The following is a 23854-nucleotide window of genomic DNA, read 5'->3' as shown; positions in this document are numbered from 1 at the left end:
CGGCCATGGAATGTTCAGAGCGTCGAGAGAGCCGCGCTACTCGGCGGCGGCGGCGTGCGGTACGCTCTTGCGGTCCCGTGCGAGGCGGTTGCCGAGGGTGCCGATGCTGGCCACGAAGGCGGATTGCACCCGGCCGAGATCGTTGGTCAGCTTGTTGTAGGCCATCACCGCCGGGATCGCGACGATGAGGCCGATGGCCGTGGCGAAGAGGGCCTCGGCGATGCCGGGGGCCACCACCGCGAGCGAGGTATCCTGGCTCTGAGCGATGGACGAGAACGAGTTCATGATGCCCCAGACCGTGCCGAAGAGGCCGATGAAGGGGGCGGTTGAGCCGGAGGTCGCCAGAAGCGGCAGGCCACTCTGGAGACGCTTGACCCGCAACGTGAGGGCGGCGCGCATGGCGCGCTCAATCCGATCGCGGCGTTCGGCGCGGGTCTCGGTGGCATCCTGATCGCGCCAGGCTTCGAGACCGGCCTGAACGATGCCCGCGTCGATCCCCGAGCCCGTGGCTTCGAGGGACCCGCCCGAGCGGACCAGCGTATCGAACGCCTTGGCCTGACGCTTGGCGGCGGCGAAGCGGACAAGCTTCTCGAACACTACCGTCCAACAGGCGATCGAGGCGACCACCAGCAGGATCATGACGCTTTTGACGATCGGGTCAGCCTGAAGAAACAGGCCGATGAAGGAAAAGTCGTGGGCGGCAGCGGCCGGCGCGGAAATCGGATCCATGGCGGGCTCCTCGGGGTTCGTTGGGTGGCGATCGCCGAGGGGCGACCGGATCGGCGTTCGGAAGGGCCGTCGGCCCGCCCGAGGGTCGGCGCATGCAGGTCAGCGCGTGAACGTTGCGCTCGTCTTGCTCTCGGTCTCGATCCGGTCGAGGCAGCTCTCGCGGCTGGCCTCGCCGCCTTCGCAGGCGAGGACGTCGTTGAGGAGGACGCGGCCGATCTTCGGGCAGGCGAGGGCGGGGAAGTCGAACAGCCGCACCATGGTCTTGCGGTCCTGGACGGGGCCGAGTTCGACGGCGAGGCGCTTCTGCGCGACGCCTTCCGTATCGAAGGCGAAGAGGTCGACCTTGAGGGATTTCAGGGCGGTGCCACGACTGTTGTCGACGAGGAGATACGTACGGCAGGCCTCGCCCGACGGCTCGAGACGATTGAGTTCGAGCTTCAGGATGGGAGCCTTCGCATCCTGGGCGGATGCGGAGCCGGCCCATCCCACCGTGAGGGCGGCGGCCATCAGTGCGGCGCCAACGGCCCGGACGGGAGAAAGAGATGGGAAGTCGATCACGCGGTGCGCCTCTTTCATAACGGTCCGGTTCTCCTCGGTTGCGGCAGTCCCTGGTCGCCTGCGTCGAAACGCCATGGCAAACGGGAATCGCCGAGACCCCTGGCAGGGCTCGTCGTCGGCGGTTCCTCGGGCATTGAGCGCGACGCTCGCGTTCCGGTGTCGCTCCAGCCTGACCCGTGGCGCCCGGCTTGCGCACCGCCGCATCGTTCGACGTGGCGCGGAGTATCCGAATTGATCCGGCAAGATCAAGCTTCGTGCTGAAAATCAGAGCAGTTCCAAACTGTTACTGCGACGCTCCACTTACGCGCCATCGATTTCCTAAATCTCCCAAACAAATTGCCTGATTATCCCGATGTCCCGTGCCACCTTCCGATACGGGATCGTCTCCCCGTTTGATGAGATGGCGTTCCGAGCAGGCATCCCCCCGTCGAGCGCATCTGGACGGTGCGAGGAAGCGGCGGTGAGTGGGGCCCTTGAAGCCGAACCCTTGATGCCGCTTTTCCACATCTCCATATCGCGGTGACCGGCAAACGATCGCCGGGAGGAGTGCTGCAGCAGGCGGGCTCCGACAGATCGAAGTGCCTCAATCTATCGACCCTTGGGCTTCGCGAAGGATCAAGATCACGTGACGACACGGCCTTCTCCGTTCGGACATCCGTTTCTTCTCGGCTTCGACGAGATCGAGCAGGCTCTCGACCGCGTATCGAAGGCGGCCAATGACGGGTACCCACCCTACAATATCGAGCGGGTTCCGCGCTCCGACGACGAGCCCGAGCGGCTCCGAATCACCCTCGCGGTGGCTGGCTTCACGCGGGACCAGCTCGACGTGATGCTGGAGGAGAACCAACTCGTGGTGCGTGGCCGCCAGGTCGACGACAAGTCACGCCAGTTCCTGCATCGCGGCATCGCCGCCCGTCAATTCCAGCGTGCCTTCCTCCTCGCCGACGGCATGGAGGTGGTGGGCGCCGACCTGTCGAATGGACTTCTCTCCATCGATCTCACCCGCCCGGAGCCGGAACGGATCGTCCGGAAGATCGCCATCGCATCCCGCGACGACGTGTAGGCACGTGACTCATTCATCCGATGCGGTTCGCGAGATGGCACCGCACAGGATCTAGCTCTGCCTCGAAAGGAGGGCATCATGACCGATTTCAATTCGAAGCCTATTACCCGGGCCGATCTCGACCCCGCCGAGTTCAACGCCGCCGCTCTCGCGGCTCTCGGCGAGGGCCATATCGCCTATGTTCGGCCGATCCGCTCTGACGAGGTGAAGCGGCTGTTCCCGCAGGCGCCAGACCTGGCGCCCGGCATGGACCTGTTTGCCCTTCTCTCGGCCAGCGGCAGCCCGATCCTCCTCGCCGATTCTCGCGACGTGATCGTCGCCAATGCGATGGCGAACGATCTTCACGCCGTCAGCCTGCACTGAGGCAAACCGCTCGCGGGTCAGCCGATCTCCGCCACCGCCGCCAGCAGCCGCGCAAGATCCTGCGGTCGCGACAGGCGGTGGTCGCCATCGGCGATGAGAGTCAGGACGGTGCCGTGAGCCGGCAGCCGTTCCACCGTCGCCAGGGCATGGGTGTAGGGCACGTCGGGATCCCGCATGCCCTGAAGGATGTGCACCGGGCAGCCCGGATCGATCGGCCCGCCGAGGAGGAGGTGCCGGCGCCCGTCCTCGATCAGCGCCATGGTGGTAGGGACCGGCTCCGGTGAATAATTGGTGGATCGCATCCACACCCCCTCGCGCTCCATCGTCTCGCGGATCTCCGGCGGAAAGCGCTCCCACATCAGGCTCTCGGTGAAATCGAGGGCCGGGGCGATGAGCACCATGCCGGCGAGGGGGGCATCGCCCCGGAGCGCCCGTGCACGTGCAGCGAGGCAGGCGATCCAGCCTCCCATCGACGAGCCGACCAGAACGGCCGGCGCCGTCACGGTGGCGTCGAGGACCGCCATGGCGTCGTCGAGCCATGTCGAGATCGTCGATCCGGCGAATTCTCCCTCCGATTCGCCGTGCCCGGTATAGTCGAACCGGACGAGGGCGCGGCCATGGTCCCGCGCGAAGGCGTCGAGGACCATGGCCTTGGTGGCGCCCATATCGGAGCGGAAGCCCCCGAGCCAGACTAGGGCGGGCCCGTCTCCTGCGCGGGTGCGCACAGCGATGCGGCGTGCGGCGTCTCCCTCGCCCACGGTGATGAAGATCGGGGCCTGGCTGAGCGCTGAGTCCATGCGTAGTCCTTTTAATCCGGTAAAACCGACGTTTGACTGTGATGCAGTCGCATTTCGTTTACCGAGCCGTAAAGCGTGCCCCCGATGCTGGAGACCATGATCGAGACACGAGACGAGTCCCGTCGCCCCCTCAAAGGCTACCCTTCATCGATCCGGCCGTTGCCGAAAGGACCTGCTCGATGAGCGGCGACGAGCGATTCGGCGCTGGCTTCCCCAGCGAGACGCAGCCGCTGGCGGGCGCCACGGTGCTGCAGATCATTCCCGCCCTTGATGCGGGCGGGGCGGAGCGCACCACCGTTGACGTGGCCGCAGCCCTCGCCTCCGTGGGCGCGCGGGCACTCGTGGCCACGGAAGGCGGACGCCTCGTTGGCGAGATGCAGGCCAAGGGCGGGACCTGGCTTCCCTTCCCGGCGGCCTCCAAGAATCCCCTCGCCATGGCACTGAATGTCGGGCGCCTCGCCAGCCTGTGCCGGCGCGAGGGGGTCCAGATCGTCCATGCCCGCTCGCGGGCCCCCGCCTGGGTAGCCCTCGGTGCCGTCCGGCGGTTGAAAATTCCCTACGTGACCACTTATCATGGCAGTTATTCCGGCCGGACCGGCGTGAAGGTGCTCTACAATTCGGTGATGGCGCGCGGCGACGTGGTCATCGCCAACTCGCACTACACCGCCGACCTCATCCGGATGCTCCATCCCGATCAGGCTGGCGACCGTGTCCGGGTCGTCCATCGCGGCACCGACCTCGCCCAGTTCTCGCCCGGTGCCGTGGCGCCGGCCCGGGTCGAGACTCTGCGCCGGTCCTGGGGGGTCGCGCCGCATCAGCGCGTGGTTCTGCTCGCGGCCCGGCTCACCGCCTGGAAGGGGCAGCGCGTGCTGATCGAGGCGGCGTCCGTCCTGCGCGACCGGGGCATCGCCGATGTCGTCTTCGTCCTGGCCGGCGACCCTCAGGGCCGCTCGGCCTATGAGCGGGAACTCGACGCGCTGATCGAGGCCCGCGGGCTTCGCGGCGTCGTCCTGCGGGTCGGCCATTGCACCGACATGCCCGCCGCCTTCCGAGCGGCTTCGGTGGTGGCCGTGCCGTCCGTGGAGCCCGAAGCGTTCGGGCGTTCGGCTGTGGAAGCCCAGGCCCTCGGGACCCCGGTCGTGGTCTCGGACCTCGGCGCGGTGCCGGAGACGGTTCTCGCCCCGCCGGAAGTGCCGGCGGCCCAGCGCACTGGCTGGCGGGTGCCGCCCGGCGACGCACCGGCCCTGGCCGAGGCCCTGCTCGAAGCGCTCACCCTCGGGGCCAGTGCGCGGGACGCCATGACCCGCCGGGGGCGCGCCCATGTGGAAGCGCATTTCTCCCTCGACGGCATGGTGGGCGCCACCCTCGACATCTATGCGGAACTTCTCGCCCGACGCCCGCGCTGACGTCGTATGAGCCGGTTCGTGAACCAAACCCGTTCCTGCCTGTTGACACGGGACGCAGTTCGGACATGGTGTCCGCAACCGGATTGCCGGAGCGATTGGTGGCAGGTCTAGCCCTCCGGGCGATGTCCGCAGGCTGCCGTTTCGTCGTTCACTAGGAGATTGAAGCCATTCGTAGACCAATGAGAGCCATGCCGGCCCCGCAGAAGGACGGGCCGCGCGCCAATCGGGACATCCGTGGCGTCCGCGAAGTGCAGCTCATCGATGATACCGGGCAGAACCGCGGTGTCGTCGCCTTCTTCGACGCGCTCACCCTTGCCGAAGAGGCAGGCCTCGATCTCGTGGAGATCGCGCCGAACTCCGTCCCTCCCGTCTGCAAGCTTCTCGATTACGGTCGCTTTCGCTTCAACGAACAGAAGAAGCAGAACGAGGCCCGCAAGAAGCAGAAGACGGTCGAGGTCAAGGAGATCAAGCTCCGCCCCGGTATCGACAAGCACGATTACGACACCAAGATGAAGGCCGTCATCCGGTTCTTCGAAGAGGGCGACAAGGTGAAGGTCACCCTGCGCTTCCGCGGCCGCGAGATGGCGCACCAGGATATCGGCCTGCGCCTGCTCGAGCGGGTGAAGAACGAGACCCAGGAAATCGCCAAGGTGGAAAGCGAGCCGATGCTCGAAGGCCGCCAGATGATCATGATCCTGGCGCCGCGTTAAGGCACGCATCGTCCCGTCACGGGATATAGACGAGCTAAAAGCCGCTTCCTCGGGGAGGCGGCTTTTTTTTATCGCGTGACGGTCGGTGCTGAATGGCGCGAGATTCGGGGCAGCTTCGTGCGTGTCGAGAGGGGCGGGGGCAGCTTGTGGGCCGCCCCCCAATTCTCGAGGTTTTACTTCACCACGGACACCTGTGCGTCGCCCACCCGCCTCAACACGTTCACCGTGACGTCGCTGCCGTAGCGCTGAACCCGCAGGTCGATCCGCGATTCGCCGAGCTTCAGGTTGAAGATCGAGACGCCTTCGAGGAAGGCCGGCAGGGTGGGATTGCGCAGGCGTATGCGGTTGCGGTCGTGCTGAATCTCCAAACCGATGCAGGCTGAGAGGAAGGCGAACGGTGCCGCTGCCGCCCAGGCCTGAGGCGAACAGGCCACCGGGTAGGAGACGGGGCCGCGCTGATTGCGGCGCATGAAGCCGCAGAACAGCTCCGGCAGGCGCTTCTGGTCCTGGTAGAGGGCGGTGTCGAACATGCCCTGGAAGATGCGGGAGGCCTCGGGCTTCAAGTCGTAGCGCGCGAGGCCCATGGCCACCAGGGCGTTGTCGTGCGGCCAGATCGAGCCGTTATGATACGACATCGGGTTGTAGCGGGCCTCGCCGCGCGCGATCGTTCGCACGCCCCAGCCATTGAATCCGTCCTTCGACAGCAGGTTGGCGGCGACGCTCGCCGCGCGCTCCGGCAAGGCGATTCCGGTGAAAAGAGCGTGGCCGGCATTGGACGAGCGCACGGCGCATTGCTTCTTCGCACCGTCCAGGGCCAGCGCGTAGGTGCCGATCTCCTCGCACCAGAAGGCCTTGTCGAAGTTTTCGCGAAGGGCCAGAGCCTCCTTGCCGAGTCGGGCAGCGAGCTCGTCGTGGCCGAGCAGGGTGGCGAGCTTGGCCATGCCGTTCTTGGCCGCATAGACGTAGCCCTGGACTTCGCACAGGGCGATCGGCCCCTTCGCGAGCTGACCATCGGTATGGAAGATCGAATCGTGACTGTCTTTCCAGCCCTGGTTCTCCAGGCCCTTGTCGGTGTCACGCGCATATTCGACGAAGCCGTCGCCGTCCCGGTCACCGTAGTCGTTCATCCATGCGAGGGCGAGTTCGAGGGCCGGCCAGATGCGCTTGATCGTCTCGATGTCGCCGGTGACGGCGTAATACTCGTAGGCCAGCATGACGAAGAGCGGCGTGCCGTCGATCGTTCCGTAATAGTGGCGGAACGGCACCTCGCCGAGCATCGCCATCTCGCCACGCCGGGTCTCGTGCAGAACTTTGCCGGGCTGGGCGTCGGCAGCGGGGTCCACGGCTTTGGCCTGGGTCGAGGCGAGATAGCGCAGGACGCCCTTGGCGAAGTTCGGGTCGATCCAAAGTGCCATCATCGCGGTGATGATGCCGTCACGGCCGAACACGGTGGAGTACCAGGGGATGCCGGCGAAGGGATAGATGCCCTCGGGCGTGCGGCTCGCCAGCATGTAGAGGTCGGCGGTGGCGCGGCAGGCCGCTTCGTTGAATTGGTCGTTGGACGAGATGATTGTGGTGATGCCGGCGGTGAGCTGGCGCAGGTCCCGGCGTGCGTCGCGATAGGCGCGGGCAAAGATTACGCCCTCGCCAAGACCTTTGGGATGGCGAGCGCCGGCGCCGCTTCCCGCCGCCTGCGACAAGCCAGCGGCGGCGTCTTCGCCGACCTTGTCGGCGGCGGGGGCGCTGGTGAAGGCGCGGTGCGATTCGCAGACGACGCGGATGAACAACGACGTCCGGCCGCCCGGGGGTAGCGAGACCTCGAACTCGGCGCGGCCCGGCTCGATATGGCGCGGCTTCGGACCGAAATGCAGGCTCGTGGTGCGCACCACCTCGTCGAGGCCGACATAGCGGAACTGGACTTCCGATTCGTTTGCCACCTGCACGCTGCGCTTGCCGCGAACCGGCCGGTCCATGCCGCGCACCTCGAACAGGTCGCGGTAGTCGGCGTCGAAGGTCACGCCGATCTTGAGCTTCCAATGGCGTGAATCGTAATTCCGCAGGCCGATCCGGTCGTAGCAGGCGCCCTTGAACAGGAACTTGGTGCGCTCGATGGCGATCAGCTCGCGAGGGATCGTGGTCTCGTCATGGGCATCGATGCGGATGTCCGGCGTCGTCATGTCGACGCTGAGCGCGCCGTTGTCGTCCTGCATCACCGAGGAGAGCAGCAGCGGACGCTGGTCCTCGATGGTGAAGCCGAGGCGCGAGAGGTAGCGCGTATCCTGGAAATACAGGCCCTCGGGCCCTGGCAGCACGCCGATATCACCGTAGCTGTCGAGGACGGCGAAGGCCTCGCCGTATTTCAGCGAGCGTAAGGGACGCTCCACCAGCGAGGTCTGCGCCTCGATATGGTACTGCGGCAGCACCTCGTCGGCATCCTGGAAACCGTGCCCTAGCCCGTTCGCGCTGGTGGGGCCGTCCTGTGTCGTCGCCGTGGAAGTGTTCGCCGCCATGCCTGAACGTCTCCGGGAAGTGGGCTGTCGGACCTGCGATATCGAAGCCGGGCCGTTCCGCCCCATGCCGCAGATCGTCGTGGTCGCGTCGACGGGCTCGATGAAGCGGCTTTCGCTCCCTGGCCTGATGCGCTGGATCGTCTATCGCGAATCAAAAGGCCGCCGGTCGCGAAAAGGCGATCCAGCGGCCTCCGGTAACCTGTATCGACGGATCTCACGAATGAGCGCCGACGACTAGGGAAGAGGTTAGCAAGGCTGATGCCGTATGGCACCAGCCCATTTTGGAAGATTTTAGGCAGGCCGGACTTTTAGGCGGGCATGGCGGCGGCGGACAGCGACGGGCGGGCCGAGCCGTTCAGATCGCCGTAATGAGGGGTGAAAGCCCCCGCGCGCGGCATCTTGATGACGTTCTGCTCGTTCTCGATCAGCTGCTCGTAGACCGCCACATACTTCTTCACCATGCACTCGGCAGTGAACTGCGTCTCGAAGTGGCGGCGCACGCCGGCGCGGCTCATGGTCTTGACCTTGTGCACGGCCGCGATGGCATCGTCCATCGTGTCGCACAGCGCGCCGCTGACGCCGTCGGCGATGACTTCCGGCACGGAGCCGTTGCGGAACGCGATCACCGGCGTGCCGGCCGACATCGCCTCGATCATGACGAGGCCGAAAGGCTCCGGCCAGTCGATCGGGAAAGCCAGGGCGAGGGCGTTGCCGAGGAAGTCCTTCTTCTGCTCCTCGTTGATCTCACCGATGAACTCGACGAGCGGGTGGTGGATCATCGGCTCGATGACCTCGTCCCAGTAATCCTGATCGGCCTTGTCGACCTTGGCGGCGATCTTCAGCTTCACGCCGGACTGGATCGCCATCTGGATCGCGCGGTCGGGACGCTTCTCGGGGGAAATGCGGCCGAGGAAGGCGAGGTAGCCGCCCTTGGCTTCCGGGTAGTACGGGCAATTCTCGGCCGGCAGGCCGTGATGGATCGTCGACTGCCAGTTCGAGGTCGATGGCATCGGCTCGCGCTGGTTGTCGGAGATCGACACCAGGGGCATGCCCGTGAAAGTACGATAGACCGGCATGAAATCGGGCACGTCGAGGCGGCCGTGCATGGTCGTGACGCACTTGTGGTAGAGGTCTTCGAACATCGGATACTGCAGCAGGTCGATGTGGAAGTGCAGCACGTCGAACTCGTGCGCCCGCTTATGGACGGTGTGCAGCATCGCCAGATGGCTCGCAGTGTGGTCACGATATCCGAGAAGGCGAAGACCCTCGGGCGTGCAGGCGGCGAGCTTGGCGGATGTCTCCGAATCGCCGCTGGCGAATAGGGTCACATCATGTCCCTGCCGGACAAGTTCCTCCGTGATCCACGATACGACGCGCTCGGTGCCGCCGTAGAACTTCGGAGGTACGGCCTCCGAGAGCGGAGCAATCTGGGCAATGCGCACGAAACGTCTCCTGTAAGGTCGAATATTGCGACGACCTAACGCCATCCGGCCTGAGTGGGACATGAACGGAACTCACGGCCAAGGTTCTGGTTCCGTGTGCCCCACGAGTGCCGATCCTCGCTATCTCCCCCCGCCCGGATGTCCCCGAAATCCTTGTTTCCAGCTCTTACGATCAGGTGGTCGGGCAGGGTCCGAGCCATGCAGGAAGCCGGCCAGATCGGGCCATTGCCACCACTACGACGCCGCCGGTCAGGGGAGCTGCGCGGATCGGTCGTGTTGCCGGATGCGATCTGCTCCATACTTCACGGGCATGGCCGGATTTGTGCGACGCACGATGCCCTTGTTTCGCTCAAGGGGGTCGTCTAAGCCTCGCGCCTGCGCAGTCTGGCATTGGAGCAATTCCATACCGTTCGAGCGCTCGCGAGGCGCTTCGGCCGCCACGAACACGAGAGGTGTCGCATGACAAGCCTGCTGGCGGACTATCTGCCCCTCATCGTCTTCATCGGCGTGTCGTTGTTCATCGCCGTGGCCTTGCTCGTCGCACCGTTCCTCGTTGCCTACAACAGTCCGGATCCGGAGAAGCTCTCGGCCTACGAGTGCGGCTTCAATGCTTTCGATGACGCCCGCATGAAGTTCGACGTGCGGTTCTACCTCGTCGCTATCCTGTTCATCATCTTCGACCTCGAAGTGGCGTTCTTGTTCCCCTGGGCGATTACCTTCGGGGAGCTTGGGTGGTTCGGTATGTGGTCGATGATGGCCTTCCTCGGCGTGCTGACGGTCGGGTTCGTCTACGAGTGGCGCAAGGGCGCCCTCGAATGGGACTAGACGTCCCGTCGACCTGACAATCGCATTGCCCGAAGCCGGATCCCGAGAAACCGATGGCCTTCAGTCCCGATATCACCCGGATCCCCGCCGTCGCACCTGCGCCGAAGGGGATCATCGACCCCAATACCGGCCGCCCCATTGGTGCCGACGATCCGACCTTCCTGTCGATCAACAGCGAGCTCGCCGATCGCGGTTTCCTCATCACCTCGACGGACGACCTCATCAACTGGGCCCGCACCGGGTCGCTGATGTGGATGACGTTCGGTCTCGCCTGTTGCGCGGTCGAGATGATGCAGATGTCGATGCCGCGCTATGATTGCGAGCGTTTCGGTTTCGCGCCGCGCGGCTCGCCGCGCCAGTCTGACGTCATGATTGTCGCGGGGACCCTGACCAACAAGATGGCTCCTGCTCTGCGCAAGGTCTACGATCAGATGCCGGAGCCGCGCTACGTCATCTCCATGGGCTCCTGCGCCAATGGCGGCGGCTATTACCATTATTCCTATTCGGTGGTGCGCGGGTGCGACCGCGTGGTGCCCGTGGACATCTACGTGCCCGGCTGCCCGCCCACGGCGGAGGCGCTGCTCTACGGCGTGCTCCTCCTCCAGAAGAAGATCCGCCGCACCGGCACGATCGAGCGCTGAGGGTCCGCCATGAGCAACGGCATCTCGATCCTCGCCCATACCGCCGCCCCGGCCGACGGCTCGCTCCAGGTGCTCAGCGACCATGTCGGAGCGGCGCTCGGCCCCGCCATCGTCTCGCGGACCATCGCCTTCGGCGAACTCACGTTGAATGTGCAGGCGAGCGACATCGTCTATGCGCTGACCTATCTGCGCGACGATCCCGCCTGCGCCTTCCGCTGCTTCATCGACATCTGCGGCGCGGATTACCCGAACCGCGAGAAGCGCTTCGACGTCGTCTATCACCTGCTCTCCCTGCGCCATAACGCCCGCATCCGGGTGAAGGTGCAGACCGACGACCAGACCCCGGTCCCCTCCGTCATCGAGGTGTTCCCGGCCGCCAACTGGTTCGAGCGCGAGACCTACGACCTCTACGGCGTCCTCTTTTCCGGACATCCCGATCTCCGTCGCCTGCTGACGGATTACGGGTTCGAGGGTCATCCCCTGCGCAAGGATTTCCCGCTCACCGGCTTCGTCGAGGTCCGCTACGACCAGGACGAGGCCCGCGTGGTCTACGAGCCGGTGAAGCTGGCGCAGGAATTCCGGAACTTCGACTTCCTCTCGCCATGGGAGGGCACCGACTACGTGCTCCCGGGCGACGAGAAGAAATCGGCTTGAACGGCGGAGCGAGGCCATGACCGAGCACAACATCCGCAACTTCGCGATCAATTTCGGGCCCCAGCACCCGGCGGCGCACGGCGTGCTGCGGCTCGTGCTGGAACTCGACGGCGAAATCGTCGAGCGGGTCGATCCGCATATCGGCCTGCTCCATCGCGGCACCGAGAAGCTGATCGAGCACAAGACTTATCTCCAGGCCACGCCGTATTTCGACCGTCTCGATTACGTGTCGCCGATGAATCAGGAGCACGCCTTCTGTCTCGGCATCGAGAAGCTGCTCGGCCTTCAGGTACCGCGCCGGGCCCAACTCATCCGCGTGCTGTTCTGCGAGATCGGCCGCATCCTCTCCCACCTCCTCAACGTCACCACGCAGGCCATGGATGTGGGTGCGCTGACGCCGCCTCTCTGGGGCTTCGAGGAGCGTGAGAAGCTAATGATCTTCTACGAGCGCGCGTCGGGCGCGCGCCTCCACGCCAATTACTTCCGGCCCGGCGGCGTGCACCAGGACCTTCCGCCCGCGCTGATCGACGACATCGAGGCCTTCATCGACCCGTTCCTGCAGGTGGTGGACGACCTCGACAACCTCGTCATGGGCAACCGCATCTTCAAGCAGCGTAACGTCGACATCGGCATCGTCACCGTGGACGAGGCCATGGCCTGGGGCTTCTCTGGCGTGATGGTGCGCGGCTCCGGCATCCCGTGGGATCTGCGCAAGTCACAGCCCTACGAGTGCTACGAGGAGATGGAGTTCGACGTTCCCGTGGGACGGAACGGCGACACTTACGACCGCCAAGTCATCCGCATGGAAGAGATGCGGGAATCGGCCAAGATCATGCGGCAATGCTGCGTGAAGCTGCGCGAGCCCGCCGGACAGGGGCCGATCGCGGCCACCGACGGCAAGTTCGCGCCGCCGCCGCGCCGGGAGATGAAGCGCTCGATGGAAGCGCTCATCCACCACTTCAAGCTCTACACCGAAGGCTTCCACGTCCCGGCTGGCGAGGTCTACGCGGCGGTCGAGGCGCCCAAGGGTGAGTTCGGCGTCTATCTCGTCGCCGACGGCACCAACAAGCCCTACCGCTGCAAGATCCGCGCTCCGGGTTTCGCCCATCTCCAGGCCATGGACTGGATGTGCCGCGGCCACATGCTGGCCGACGTGTCCTGTGTGCTCGGCACGCTCGACATCGTGTTCGGTGAGGTGGACCGGTGACGGTATTCGAGGTTTCCTACTGATGGCCAACCGCAGACTCGCCCCCGCTTCCGAGCAGCCGGCCTCCTTCGCCTTCTCGCCCGAGAATGCGGATTGGGCCAAAGGCCAGATCGAGAAATACCCGGAAGGGCGTCAGGCCTCCGCCGTGATCCCGCTGCTGTGGAAGGCTCAGGAGCAGAATGGCGGTTGGCTGCCGCGCGCGGCTATCGAGGCGGTGGCGGCCGAGCTCGGCATGCCGCATATCCGCGTTCTCGAAGTCGCGACCTTCTACACGATGTTCGCCCTGGAGCCGGTGGGCCGGTTCTGGATCCAGCTCTGCGGCACGGTGCCGTGCGATTCCTGCGGCGCGCGCGAGCTGAAGGACTATCTTCAGGAGCGCCTCGGCCCCCCCGGCCATGTGAGCGCCGACGGCAACTTCTCCTGGCTCGAAGTCGAGTGCCTCGGCGCCTGCTGCAACGCCCCGATGGCGCAGATCAACCAGGATTACTACGAGGACCTGACCCCGGACCTCCTGGGCACGCTGATGGACGATCTGGCCTCCGGCCGCCCGGTGAAGGTCGGCTCGCAGGTGGGACGTACCTCGTCCGAGCCGAAGGGCGGCGCTGATACCCTCATCGACACGACCCTGTTCGACGGCTCCCGCGTCGGCGCTTGGCGCAAGCGCTTCGAGGAGCATGCGGCCGACGACACCACCGCCGAGGGCAAATCCGAGGCGGCGTCCTCCGAGCAGCGCGCCGCCACCGATCCGAAGCCGGCTAAGCCCGATGCCGGGCGTGCCGCTGCCTCGTCGGCCTCTGACGGCCCTGCTCAGCGCTCGGCCGGCGGCGAAGAGCCGGTCAAGGCCGGCGATAAGTCCGATGCTGCGGATTCCAAGGATTCCAAGGCCCAGCCGGGTCATCCCTCGGCCGATGCCGGAGTGACGGTGGCGCGCGCCGAAGCCGCCGGTGCCGAAGCGGGAACGCAATCGGACCTGCCCCGGGACGAGCCGCCGCCGCAGCCCCTCGCCTCCGGTGCCAGCGACGATCTCGGGCCGGACGACGCGACGGCGCCTTCGAAGGCCGACAAGCCGAGCGGGACGGCCTCCAAGTCCGGTGCTCCGAAGACGGAGGGGAACTGACATGCTCTCCGATCAGGATCGCATCTTCACCAATCTGTACGGCCTGCATTCCCCCGGTCTCGAAGAGGCCCGGAAGCGCGGCGCGTGGGACGGCACCAAGTTCCTGCTGGAAATGGGCCGCGACTGGATCATCGACGAGATGAAGGCGTCCGGCCTGCGCGGCCGTGGCGGTGCCGGCTTCCCCACCGGGCTGAAATGGTCGTTCATGCCCAAGAAGTCGGACGGGCGGCCGCATTACCTCGTGGTCAATGCCGACGAATCGGAGCCGGGCACCTGCAAGGACCGGGAGATCATGCGGCACGATCCGCATCTCCTGATCGAGGGCTGCATGCTGGCCTCGTTCTCGATGGCCGCCCATGCCTGCTACATCTACATCCGCGGCGAGTACGTGGCGGAGAAGCACGCCCTGCAGAAGGCTGTGGACGAGGCTTACGCGGCCCGCCTCGTGGGTAAGGACAACGTCCACGGCTACCCGTTCGACATCTACGTCCATCACGGCGCCGGCGCTTACATTTGTGGCGAAGAGACGGCGCTGTTGGAGAGCCTCGAGGGCAAGAAGGGCATGCCGCGGCTGAAGCCGCCATTCCCGGCCAATATGGGCCTCTACGGCTGTCCCACCACGGTGAACAACGTCGAGTCCATCGCGGTGGCGGGTACGATCCTGCGCCGGGGCGGCGCCTGGTTCGCCGGGTTGGGTGGCAAGAACAACACCGGCACGAAGCTGTTCTGCGTGTCGGGCCACGTCAACAAGCCCTGCAACGTCGAGGAAGAGCTCGGCATCACCTTCCGCGAGCTCATCGACAAGCATTGCGGCGGCATGCGCGGCGGCTGGGACAACCTGCTCTGCTCCATCCCCGGCGGCTCCTCGGTGCCCCTGGTGCCGGCCGAGCAGATCATCGACGCCAAGATGGATTTCGACACCTTGCGCGGCCTCGGCTCCGGCCTTGGCACAGCGGCGGTGATCGTCCTCGACCGCTCCACCGACATCGTCTCGGCGATCGCCCGCATCGCATACTTCTACAAGCACGAGTCCTGCGGCCAGTGCACGCCCTGCCGCGAGGGCACCGGCTGGATGTGGCGCGTGATGCTGCGCATGGCCGAGGGCCGCGCCCAGCGACGCGAGATCGACATGCTCCTCGACGTGACGAAGCAGATCGAGGGGCACACGATCTGTGCGCTCGGCGATGCAGCGGCCTGGCCGATCCAGGGCCTCATCCGCCACTTCCGTCCCGAGATCGAGAAGCGCATCGACCGCTACAGCGCCAACCCGCACAGCGACCCCGTGCGGATCGCGGCGGAGTGATCGCCATGTCTTTCGGACCGATGTTCGACACCGAGAACCACGCATGACCAAGCTCATCGTCGACGGAACTGAGGTCGATGTTCCGGCCGAGTACACCCTGCTTCAGGCCTGCGAAGTCGCGGGCGCGGAGATCCCGCGCTTCTGCTTCCATGAGCGGCTGTCCATTGCCGGCAATTGCCGGATGTGCCTGGTGGAGCTGAAGGGCGCGCCGAAACCCGTCGCGTCCTGCGCCTACGCGGTGAAGGATTGCCGGCCCGGCCCCAATGGCGAGCCGCCGGAGATCCTGACGCGGTCGGGAACCACGAAGAAGGCCCGCGAGGGGGTGATGGAGTTCCTCCTCATCAACCACCCGCTCGATTGCCCGATCTGCGACCAGGGCGGCCATTGCGACCTGCAGGATCAGGCCATGGCCTACGGCGTCGATTCGACCCGCTACGGCGAGAACAAGCGGGCGGTCGAGGAGAAATACATCGGCCCGCTGGTGCGGACCGCCATGAACCGCTGCATCCACTGCACCCGCTGCGTCCGCTTCCTGGCGGAAGTGGCCGGCGTGCCGGATCTCGGCGCCATCGGCCGCGGCGAAGACATGGAGATCACGAGCTATCTCGAGAGCGCCATGGGCTCCGAACTTCAGGGCAACGTCGCCGATCTCTGCCCCGTGGGCGCCCTCGTCCACAAGCCGCAGAGCTACGAGGTGCGGCCCTGGGAGCTGTCGAAGACCGAATCCATCGACGTGATGGACGCGGTCGGCTGCGCCATCCGCGTCGATGCCCGTGGCCGCGAGGTCATGCAGATCGAGCCGCGCGTCAACGAGGACATCAACGAGGAGTGGATCTCCGACAAGACCCGCCACGCGGTGGACGGCCTGCGCGCCCAGCGTCTCGACCGGCCGTATCTGCGCGAGAACGGCCGCCTGCGTCCGGCCTCCTGGGGTGAGGCCTTCGCCGCCATCGCCGCGAAGACGAAGGCCGCCGATCCGAAGCGCGTCGGTGCCATCGTCGGCGATCTCGCCGCCGTCGAGGAGATCTATGCCCTCAAGATCCTGATGGCGTCCCTCGGCGTGACCAACCTCGACTGCCGCCAGGCCGGCGAGGCGATCGACCCCGCCTGGGGGCGGGCCGCCTACACCTTCAATCCCACCATCCCCGGTATCGAGGATGCAGACGCGATCCTCTTGGTCGGGACCAATCCGCGCCTCGAAGCCTCGCTCCTCAACGTGCGCATCCGCAAGCGCTGGCGCATGGCGCCGCTGGCGGTGGGCCTCATCGGCGAGGCCGTGGACCTCACCTATCCCCACACCTATCTCGGCGCGGGCCCCGAGACTCTGGCCGACCTCGCCGCCGGCCGGCACAGCTTCGCCGAGGTGTTGAAGGGCGCGAGCCGTCCCCTCGTCGTCGTCGGGACCGGGGCGCTGTCCCGGCCGGACGGAGCCGCCATCCTCGCGGCGGCGGCCGCCCTCGCCAAGGATGTCGGGGCGGTCACACCGGAATGGAACGGCTTTGCCGTGCTCCAGACCGCCGCCGCCCGCGTAGGTGCCCTCGATCTCGGCTTCGTGCCGGGGGAGGGGGGGCTCGACTTCGCCGCGATGGCCGAGCCCGGCGCCTTGGACGTGCTGTTCAATCTCGGCGCCGACGAGGTCGAGATCGGTGCCGGCGCTTTCGTAGTTTACCAGGGCACCCATGGCGACCGTGGCGCCACTCGCGCCGACGTGATCCTGCCGGGGGCCGCCTATACCGAGAAAAACGCCACCTTCGTCAATCTCGAGGGCCGGGTGCAGACCACCAACCGCGCCGGCTTCCCTCCGGGCGACGCCCGCGAGGATTGGGCGATCCTGCGCGCCCTCTCGGACGTGCTCGGTAAGCGCCTGGCCTTCGATTCCCTCGGCGCCCTGCGGCGTGCGCTCTATGCGGAATATCCGCATTTTGCCGCCCTCGACGCGGTGGCGCCGGGCGACCTCGTTGCAACGGTCGAGACCCTGGCGGGCCTCGGCGGCGAGACGAACCGCTCCGCCCTCGTGTCCGCGGTGCCGGACTTCTATCTCACCAACGCCATCGCCCGCGCGTCGCGCGTGCTGGCCGAGTGTTCGGGCCTCGCGCGGACGCGCGGCCTCGAAGCAGCGGAATAGGGGCTGCCGACCATGCTGGAAATCGTCGGCACCGTCCTGCTGCTGGTGCTCAAGAGCTTCGTGCTCCTGGCGCTGCTTCTCGTCTTCATCGCCTACGCGCTGCTGGCCGATCGCAAGATCTGGGCGGCGGTCCAGTTGCGGCGCGGCCCCAACGTGGTCGGCCCCTGGGGCCTGCTGCAATCCTTCGCCGATCTCCTGAAGTTCGTGCTGAAGGAGCCGGTGATCCCGGCCGGCGCCAACAAGGTGCTGTTCCTGCTGGCGCCCCTGGTCTTCGCCACCCTGGCCCTGGCCGGCTGGGCGGTGATCCCGCTGGCGGAAGGCTGGGCCATCGCCGACCTCAATGTCGGCATCACCTACATCTTCGCGATCTCGTCCCTCGGCGTGTACGGCGTGCTGATGGGCGGCTGGGCCTCGAACTCGAAATACGCGTTCCTGGGCGCGCTGCGATCCGCCGCGCAGATGATCTCCTACGAAGTCAGCCTGGGCTTCGTCATCATCTGCGTCCTGCTCTGCGCCGGCTCGCTCAACCTCTCGCGCATCGTCATGGCGCAGGATACCTCGCTGGGCATCCTGGGCTGGTACTGGCTCTGGCTGTTCCCGATGTTCGTGGTGTTCTTCATCTCGGCGCTCGCCGAGACCAACCGTCCGCCCTTCGATCTGCCGGAGGCCGAATCGGAGCTCGTGGCGGGCTACATGGTCGAGTATTCGTCGACGCCGTACCTGCTGTTCATGCTCGGCGAGTACGTGGCGATCATGACCATGTGCGCTCTCGGAACGGTGCTGTTCCTCGGCGGCTGGCTCTCGCCCATTCCGTTCGCGCCCTTCACCTGGGTGCCGGGGCTGATTTGGTTCGCCCTGAAGGCGAGTTTCCTGTTCTTCATGATCGCCATGGTGAAGGCCATGGTGCCGCGTTACCGTTACGACCAGCTCATGCGCCTCGGCTGGAAGGTGTTCCTTCCGCTCTCGCTCGTCTCGGTCGTCGTCGTCGCCTTCGTCCTCAAGCTGACCGGCCTCGCGCCGGGGGCATGATGCAACGCATAAGGGAGATCGCGCCATGAAGCTCGATCAGGTCGCCAAGGGTCTGCTGCTGAAGGAGTTCGTGTCGGGGTTCGCCCTCGCCATGCGCTACTTCTTCAAGCCCAAGGCCACGATCAACTACCCCTTCGAGATGGGGCATCGCGGGCCGCGCTTTCGCGGCGAGCATGCGCTGCGCCGCTATCCCAATGGGGAAGAGCGCTGCATCGCCTGCAAGCTGTGCGAAGCGATCTGCCCGGCCCAGGCCATCACCATCGAAGCCGGCCCGCGCCGCAACGACGGCACGCGGCGTACCACGCGCTACGACATCGACATGGTGAAGTGCATCTATTGCGGCATGTGCCAGGAGGCCTGCCCGGTGGATGCCATCGTCGAGGGGCCGAATCTCGAATTCTCCGTGGAGACGCGCGAGGAGCTTCTCTACGACAAGGACAAGCTGCTCCTGAACGGCGACCGCTGGGAGCGCGAGATCGCGCGCAACATCGCGGTGGACGCGCCTTACCGGTGATGATGGGAGCCCCGGCGGTTGTGCACCGCAGGGGTGGGTTCTATAGACGGGCGGCCTGCACGGGCTGGTTTGAATTTCGGCAGAAGGGGCCGTCCTCGGGACGGCTGATCTCCATAGTCGCATGAGTGCAGCTGCAGCCTTCTTCTACCTGTTCGCCGGCATCGCGATCGCGTCCGCGTTCATGGTCATCACCTCGCGCAATCCGGTCGCGTCGGTGCTCTTCCTCATCCTGACCTTCGTCAACGCGGCGGGCCTGTTCGTCCTGATGGGCGCCGAGTTCCTCGCGATGATCCTCGTGGTGGTCTATGTCGGCGCCGTCGCGGTGCTGTTCCTCTTCGTCGTGATGATGCTCGACGTGGATTTCGCGCAGCTGCGCCAGGGTTTCCAGCAATACCTCCCCGTGGGGGCGCTGATCGGGGCCGTCTTCCTCATCGAGCTCCTGCTCGTGGTGGGCTCCTGGACGATCGATCCCGGTCTGATGCAGGCGCCGCTGGGCCCGCTCGCCAATGTCGAGGGTGTCACCAACACCCAGATGCTCGGGCGCGTGCTCTATACCGACTACGTCTTCTACTTCCAGCTGGCCGGGCTCATCCTGTTGGTGGCGATGATCGGTGCCATCGTCCTCACCCTGCGCGACAGGCCAGGCGTGAAGCGCCAGAACATCTCCGTGCAGAATGCGCGGACGCAAGAGATGGCGGTGGAGACCCGTAAGGTGCCCTCGCGCCAGGGTGTCGAAGTCTGATGTCGGCTCTCCAAAAGGATCAGCGCTCATGATCGGCTTGAGCCATTACCTCACGGTGGCGGCGATCCTGTTCACGCTCGGCGTGCTCGGCATCTTCGTGAACCGCAAGAACATCATCGTCATCCTGATGTCGGTGGAGCTCATCCTGCTCGCGGTGAACATCAACCTCGTGGCGTTCTCCACACATCTCAACGACATCACCGGCCAGGTCTTCGCCCTTTTCGTGCTCACGGTGGCGGCGGCGGAGGCGGCCATCGGGCTCGCCATCCTCGTCGTCTTCTTCCGAAACCGCGGCTCCATCGCGGTGGAGGACGTGAACATGATGAAGGGCTGACTCCACCAAAGCCGAGCCGCGCGGGCCCCCCGCGCGATCCCATTGACGAGAATGGAGCGAGGCCGGTCTTCCGGCGCGCTTCCGGAGGCCGGGCCAGCCAGCGATGTATCACGCGATCGTCTTCTTCCCGCTCATCGGCGCCCTGCTCGCCGGCCTGTTCGGCCGCCAGCTCGGCCCTCGCGTGTGCGAGTACATCACCACCGGCTTCCTCGCCTTCTCCGCCCTCCTGTCCTGGGGCGCCTTCTTCGAGGTACCGGGCTCCGACCACGCCACCCGCGTGCAGGTGGCGACTTGGTTCACCGCCGGTGACCTCGTGGTCGACTGGGCGTTCCGCATCGACACGCTCACCGTGGTGATGCTGGTAGTGGTGACGACGGTCTCGACCCTCGTCCACCTCTACTCCGTGGGTTACATGGCGGAGGATCCGCACCGGCCGCGCTTCTTCGCCTACCTGTCGCTGTTCACTTTCGCCATGCTGATGCTGGTGACGGCCGACAACCTCGTGCAGATGTTCTTCGGCTGGGAGGGCGTCGGCCTCGCGTCCTACCTGCTGATCGGGTTCTGGTACGAGAAGCCCTCTGCCAATGCCGCCGCGATGAAGGCCTTCATCGTCAACCGCGTCGGCGATTTCGGCTTCTCGCTTGGCATCTTCCTCGTTTTCGTCCTGTTCGGTTCTGTGGCCTTCGATGGCATTCTGCCGCGCGCCGCCGAGTTCAAGGACGCCACCTTCCACTTCCTCGGCTACGACTGGAACGCCATGACGCTGGCGTGCCTGCTCCTGTTCATGGGCGCCATGGGCAAGTCGGCGCAGTTCCTGCTCCACACCTGGCTCCCCGATGCCATGGAGGGGCCGACCCCGGTCTCCGCTCTCATCCACGCCGCAACCATGGTGACGGCCGGCGTGTTCATGGTCGCGCGCCTGTCGCCCCTGTTCGAGGTGGCGCCCAACGCCCTCATCGTCGTGACCGTCATCGGCGGCATCACCGCGTTCTTCGCGGCCACGATCGGCATGGTGCAGAACGACATCAAGCGGGTCATCGCCTACTCGACCTGTTCGCAGCTCGGCTACATGTTCGTGGCGCTCGGCGTCGGCGCCTATTCGGCCGCCGTGTTCCACCTCTTCACCCATGCCTTCTTCAAGGCGCTGCTGTTCCTCGGCGCCGGATCGGTCATCCACGCGATGCACCACGAGCAGGACATGCGGAACATGGGGGCGCTGCGTCGCTACATCCCCTTCACCTCCGCGATGATGACCATCGGCACCTTGGCGCTAATCGGCTTCCCCTTCACCGCCGGCTATTACTCGAAGGACGCGATCATCGAGGCGGCCTACGCCTCCACGCGGCCTGGCCACACGCTGGCCTTCCTCGCCACCGTCATCGCCGCGCTGATGACCTCGTTCTATTCGTGGCGGCTGTTCTTCATGACGTTCGAGGGCCCGGCGCGCTGGGCCGGTCATGGCGCCGCTCATCATGACGATCATGATGCGGCACCGGCCTCGGTGCATGCGCACGCGGCGGTCCAGGCTGACGGCGCGCCGGGGCACCACGAGGGCGTCGCCCATGACGACAAGGGCCATGACGTCGAGCCCGCCTCGCACAGCGCCATCGAGCACCACGATCATGCGCACACGCCGCATGAGAGCCCGCTGGTGATGACGATCCCGCTCGCGATCCTCGCCTTCGGCGCGCTCTTCGCCGGCCTGATCTTCAAGAACCGCTTCATCGGCGAGGGCATGGAGACGTTCTGGGGACATGCCCTCGGCCATGGCCCCGACAACCACATCATGCACGACATCCATTCGGTGCCGGCGCTGGTCGCCTATTCGCCCTTCATCATGCTGGTGATCGGTTTCCTGCTGGCCTTCTGGATGTATATCCGCCGGCCTGAACTGCCGGGCCAGCTCGCCGCGCAGCAGCCGAGCCTGTACCGGTTCCTGCTCAACAAGTGGTATTTCGACGAGCTCTACGAGCGCATCTTCGTCCGGCCGGCCAAGAACTTCGGCAAGTTCCTCTGGAAGGAGGGCGACGGGCGCGTCATCGACGGGCTCGGCCCCGACGGGATCGCCACCCGCGTGCTCGACGTCACCCGCGGCGTGGTCCGGCTCCAGACCGGCTACGTCTACCACTACGCCTTCGTCATGCTCATCGGCGTCGCCGCGATCATCAGCTGGTACATGCTCACCGGCCTGCCGAAGGTCGGACACTGATGTCTCGCGCAATGACGGTCGCCAACCTGTATCGGAGTGCCCGCTAGATGTTCGGCCTCGGCATTCTTTCAGGCCTGCTGATCGTGCCGCTTTGCGGCGCGGCCTTCATCCTGTCCCTCGGCGATGAATCCGAGAGCGTGAAGCGCAACGCCCGCTGGGCCGCGCTCGCGACCACCATCGTCACCTTCCTCCTCAGCCTGGTGGCCTGGGGCCGGTTCGATCCGTCGACGTCGAGCTTCCAGCTGGTGGAGACCCACGGCTGGCTCGCCGAGACGATCAAGTTTAAGCTCGGCGTCGACGGGTTCTCGATGCCGCTGATCCTGCTCACCACGTTCCTGATGCCGTTCTGCATCGGTGCGTCGTGGCTGTCGGTGAACACGCGGGTGAAGGAGTATTTCGTCGCCTTCCTCGTCCTCGAGACGACGATGATCGGCGTGTTCCAGGCCCTCGACCTCGTGCTGTTCTACCTGTTCTTCGAAGCCGGCCTGATCCCGATGTTCCTCATCATCGGCATCTGGGGCGGCAAGCGCCGGATCTACGCGAGCTTCAAGTTCTTCCTCTACACCCTGCTCGGCTCGGTGCTGATGCTGCTGGCCATCATGGCGATGTACTGGCACGCCGGCACCACAGACATCCCGACCCTGCTGCACACCCGCTTCCCCGTGGGCATGCAATACTGGCTGTGGCTCGCCTTCTTCGCCTCCTTCGCGGTCAAGATGCCGATGTGGCCGGTCCATACCTGGCTGCCCGACGCCCACGTGGAGGCGCCCACCGCCGGTTCGGTGATCCTCGCCGGCATCCTGCTCAAGATGGGCGGCTACGGCTTCATCCGGATCTCGCTTCCGATGTTCCCGGATGCGTCGGCCTATTTCGCGCCGTTCGTCTTCGCCCTCTCGGTCATCGCGATCATCTTCACGTCGCTGATCGCGCTGATGCAGACCGACATCAAGAAACTCATCGCCTATTCGTCGGTGGCGCATATGGGCTTCGTGACGCTGGGCCTGTTCACCCTCAACGAGCAGGGCATCCAGGGCGCCCTGTTTCTGATGATCTCCCATGGGATCGTCTCGGGCGCGCTCTTCCTTTGCGTCGGCGTGGTCTACGACCGGATGCACACCCGCGAGATCGCTGCCTATGGCGGCCTCGTGAAGCGGATGCCGCTCTACGCGGCGGCCATGATGGTGTTCACCATGGCCAATGTCGGCCTGCCGGGTACGTCGGGTTTCGTAGGCGAGTTCCTGGCCATGATGGGGGCCTTCAAGGCCAACCCCACCGTCGCCTTCTTCTCCGTCTTCGGGATCATCCTCTCGGCCGGATACGCTCTGTGGCTCTATGCCCGCGTGATCTACGGCAAGCTCGAGAAGCCCAACCTGCAGGGGATTCTCGATCTCGACCTGCGGGAGAAGATCATCATCGCGCCGCTCGTCGCCCTGACGATCTATTACGGCGTGCATCCCGCGCCCATCCTCGACACCTTCGCCCCCTCCACGGAGGCGCTGATGCAGAGCATGAAGACCGCGCTCTCGAACACGCAGACCGCGGCGGTGATCCCGCCGGTGGCGCGCTGAAGGTCTAC

General features: G+C 65.7%; 23 protein-coding genes. 18 read left to right on the top strand and 5 right to left on the bottom strand.

Features of this window, described 5'->3' with window-relative positions:
• Nucleotides 1-36 precede the first annotated feature (36 nt).
• A complete protein-coding gene (locus tag K368_RS0101655; RefSeq protein WP_027170864.1) occupies nt 37-729 on the bottom strand; it encodes a MotA/TolQ/ExbB proton channel family protein in 693 nt (230 codons plus the stop codon).
• A 99-nt stretch (nt 730-828) separates the two neighbouring features.
• Nucleotides 829-1236 (bottom strand): Tat pathway signal protein, encoded by a 408-nt coding sequence (locus K368_RS0101650; protein ID WP_245259655.1) that lies wholly within the window; start codon nt 1234-1236, stop codon nt 829-831.
• A gap of 676 nt (nt 1237-1912) precedes the next feature.
• Between K368_RS0101650 and K368_RS0101645 the strand changes: the two genes are divergently transcribed.
• Nucleotides 1913-2350, top strand: coding sequence for an Hsp20 family protein (locus K368_RS0101645; RefSeq protein WP_027170862.1), 438 nt, complete (start codon nt 1913-1915; stop codon nt 2348-2350).
• A gap of 78 nt (nt 2351-2428) precedes the next feature.
• Nucleotides 2429-2713, top strand: coding sequence for a DUF1150 domain-containing protein (locus tag K368_RS0101640; RefSeq protein WP_027170861.1), 285 nt, complete (start codon nt 2429-2431; stop codon nt 2711-2713).
• A gap of 17 nt (nt 2714-2730) precedes the next feature.
• Here the strand turns inward: K368_RS0101640 and K368_RS0101635 are convergent, their stop codons facing one another.
• Entirely contained in the window at nt 2731-3510 is a 780-nt protein-coding gene (locus K368_RS0101635) for an alpha/beta hydrolase (protein ID WP_027170860.1), read from the bottom strand.
• Nucleotides 3511-3689: 179 nt separating this feature from the next.
• Between K368_RS0101635 and K368_RS0101630 the strand changes: the two genes are divergently transcribed.
• On the top strand, nt 3690-4916 hold the full coding sequence (locus K368_RS0101630) for a glycosyltransferase family 4 protein (RefSeq protein WP_027170859.1): 1227 nt from the start codon (nt 3690-3692) through the stop codon (nt 4914-4916).
• Nucleotides 4917-5104: 188 nt separating this feature from the next.
• Nucleotides 5105-5626, top strand: coding sequence for a translation initiation factor IF-3 (gene infC / locus K368_RS0101625; RefSeq protein ID WP_019906832.1), 522 nt, complete (start codon nt 5105-5107; stop codon nt 5624-5626).
• A 173-nt stretch (nt 5627-5799) separates the two neighbouring features.
• Here the strand turns inward: infC and K368_RS0101620 are convergent, their stop codons facing one another.
• The gene (locus tag K368_RS0101620; RefSeq protein ID WP_027170858.1) at nt 5800-8136 is read right to left on the bottom strand and encodes a glycogen debranching N-terminal domain-containing protein; all 2337 of its coding nucleotides are present in this window, start codon (nt 8134-8136) and stop codon (nt 5800-5802) included.
• A gap of 64 nt (nt 8137-8200) precedes the next feature.
• On the opposite strand from K368_RS0101620, the gene K368_RS26425 reads away from it, so the two are divergent.
• A complete protein-coding gene (locus K368_RS26425; RefSeq protein WP_155934970.1) occupies nt 8201-8374 on the top strand; it encodes a hypothetical protein in 174 nt (57 codons plus the stop codon).
• A 70-nt stretch (nt 8375-8444) separates the two neighbouring features.
• Here K368_RS26425 and K368_RS0101610 read toward each other — a convergent pair whose 3' ends face one another.
• Nucleotides 8445-9578, bottom strand: a complete 1134-nt coding sequence (locus K368_RS0101610) for a glycosyltransferase family 4 protein (RefSeq protein WP_027170857.1) — start codon at nt 9576-9578, stop codon at nt 8445-8447.
• Between the two features lie 459 nt (nt 9579-10037).
• On the opposite strand from K368_RS0101610, the gene K368_RS0101605 reads away from it, so the two are divergent.
• The 13 genes from K368_RS0101605 to K368_RS0101545 all read left to right on the top strand — a co-directional run bounded on the left by K368_RS0101605 (nt 10038) and on the right by K368_RS0101545 (nt 23846).
• Complete coding sequence (locus K368_RS0101605) at nt 10038-10403, top strand: NADH-quinone oxidoreductase subunit A (RefSeq protein WP_018042016.1); 366 nt, start codon at nt 10038-10040, stop codon at nt 10401-10403.
• Between the two features lie 53 nt (nt 10404-10456).
• The gene (locus K368_RS0101600; protein WP_019906836.1) at nt 10457-11044 is read left to right on the top strand and encodes an NADH-quinone oxidoreductase subunit B; all 588 of its coding nucleotides are present in this window, start codon (nt 10457-10459) and stop codon (nt 11042-11044) included.
• A 9-nt stretch (nt 11045-11053) separates the two neighbouring features.
• Nucleotides 11054-11698: an NADH-quinone oxidoreductase subunit C gene (locus tag K368_RS0101595; RefSeq protein ID WP_027170856.1), complete on the top strand. Its 645-nt coding sequence runs from the start codon at nt 11054-11056 to the stop codon at nt 11696-11698.
• Nucleotides 11699-11714: 16 nt separating this feature from the next.
• Nucleotides 11715-12905 carry an NADH-quinone oxidoreductase subunit D gene (locus K368_RS0101590; protein WP_018042019.1) on the top strand — a complete coding sequence of 397 codons (1191 nt, stop codon included), beginning with the start codon at nt 11715-11717 and terminating at the stop codon, nt 12903-12905.
• Nucleotides 12906-12927: 22 nt separating this feature from the next.
• Nucleotides 12928-14022, top strand: coding sequence for an NADH-quinone oxidoreductase subunit NuoE (gene nuoE / locus K368_RS0101585; protein WP_027170855.1), 1095 nt, complete (start codon nt 12928-12930; stop codon nt 14020-14022).
• 1 nt (nt 14023) lies between these two features.
• Nucleotides 14024-15325, top strand: a complete 1302-nt coding sequence (gene nuoF / locus K368_RS0101580; protein ID WP_027170854.1) for an NADH-quinone oxidoreductase subunit NuoF — start codon at nt 14024-14026, stop codon at nt 15323-15325.
• Nucleotides 15326-15368: 43 nt separating this feature from the next.
• Nucleotides 15369-17450, top strand: coding sequence for an NADH-quinone oxidoreductase subunit NuoG (gene nuoG / locus K368_RS0101575; RefSeq protein ID WP_027170853.1), 2082 nt, complete (start codon nt 15369-15371; stop codon nt 17448-17450).
• Between the two features lie 12 nt (nt 17451-17462).
• The gene (nuoH, locus tag K368_RS0101570) at nt 17463-18479 is read left to right on the top strand and encodes an NADH-quinone oxidoreductase subunit NuoH (RefSeq protein WP_036265872.1); all 1017 of its coding nucleotides are present in this window, start codon (nt 17463-17465) and stop codon (nt 18477-18479) included.
• A 25-nt stretch (nt 18480-18504) separates the two neighbouring features.
• Nucleotides 18505-18993: an NADH-quinone oxidoreductase subunit NuoI gene (gene nuoI, locus K368_RS0101565; RefSeq protein WP_018042024.1), complete on the top strand. Its 489-nt coding sequence runs from the start codon at nt 18505-18507 to the stop codon at nt 18991-18993.
• A 121-nt stretch (nt 18994-19114) separates the two neighbouring features.
• Nucleotides 19115-19735, top strand: coding sequence for an NADH-quinone oxidoreductase subunit J (locus K368_RS0101560; RefSeq protein WP_018042025.1), 621 nt, complete (start codon nt 19115-19117; stop codon nt 19733-19735).
• A gap of 28 nt (nt 19736-19763) precedes the next feature.
• A complete protein-coding gene (nuoK, locus tag K368_RS0101555) occupies nt 19764-20069 on the top strand; it encodes an NADH-quinone oxidoreductase subunit NuoK (RefSeq protein ID WP_018042026.1) in 306 nt (101 codons plus the stop codon).
• 103 nt (nt 20070-20172) lie between these two features.
• On the top strand, nt 20173-22278 hold the full coding sequence (gene nuoL / locus K368_RS0101550; RefSeq protein WP_027170851.1) for an NADH-quinone oxidoreductase subunit L: 2106 nt from the start codon (nt 20173-20175) through the stop codon (nt 22276-22278).
• A gap of 47 nt (nt 22279-22325) precedes the next feature.
• Nucleotides 22326-23846, top strand: a complete 1521-nt coding sequence (locus tag K368_RS0101545; RefSeq protein ID WP_027170850.1) for an NADH-quinone oxidoreductase subunit M — start codon at nt 22326-22328, stop codon at nt 23844-23846.
• Nucleotides 23847-23854: the final 8 nt, after the last annotated feature.

Source organism: Methylobacterium sp. 10 (genome assembly GCF_000519085.1).
GTDB lineage: Bacteria > Pseudomonadota > Alphaproteobacteria > Rhizobiales > Beijerinckiaceae > Methylobacterium.
Note: the sequence above shows the minus strand (reverse complement) of the source record. Positions and strands in the feature narration are given on the sequence as shown.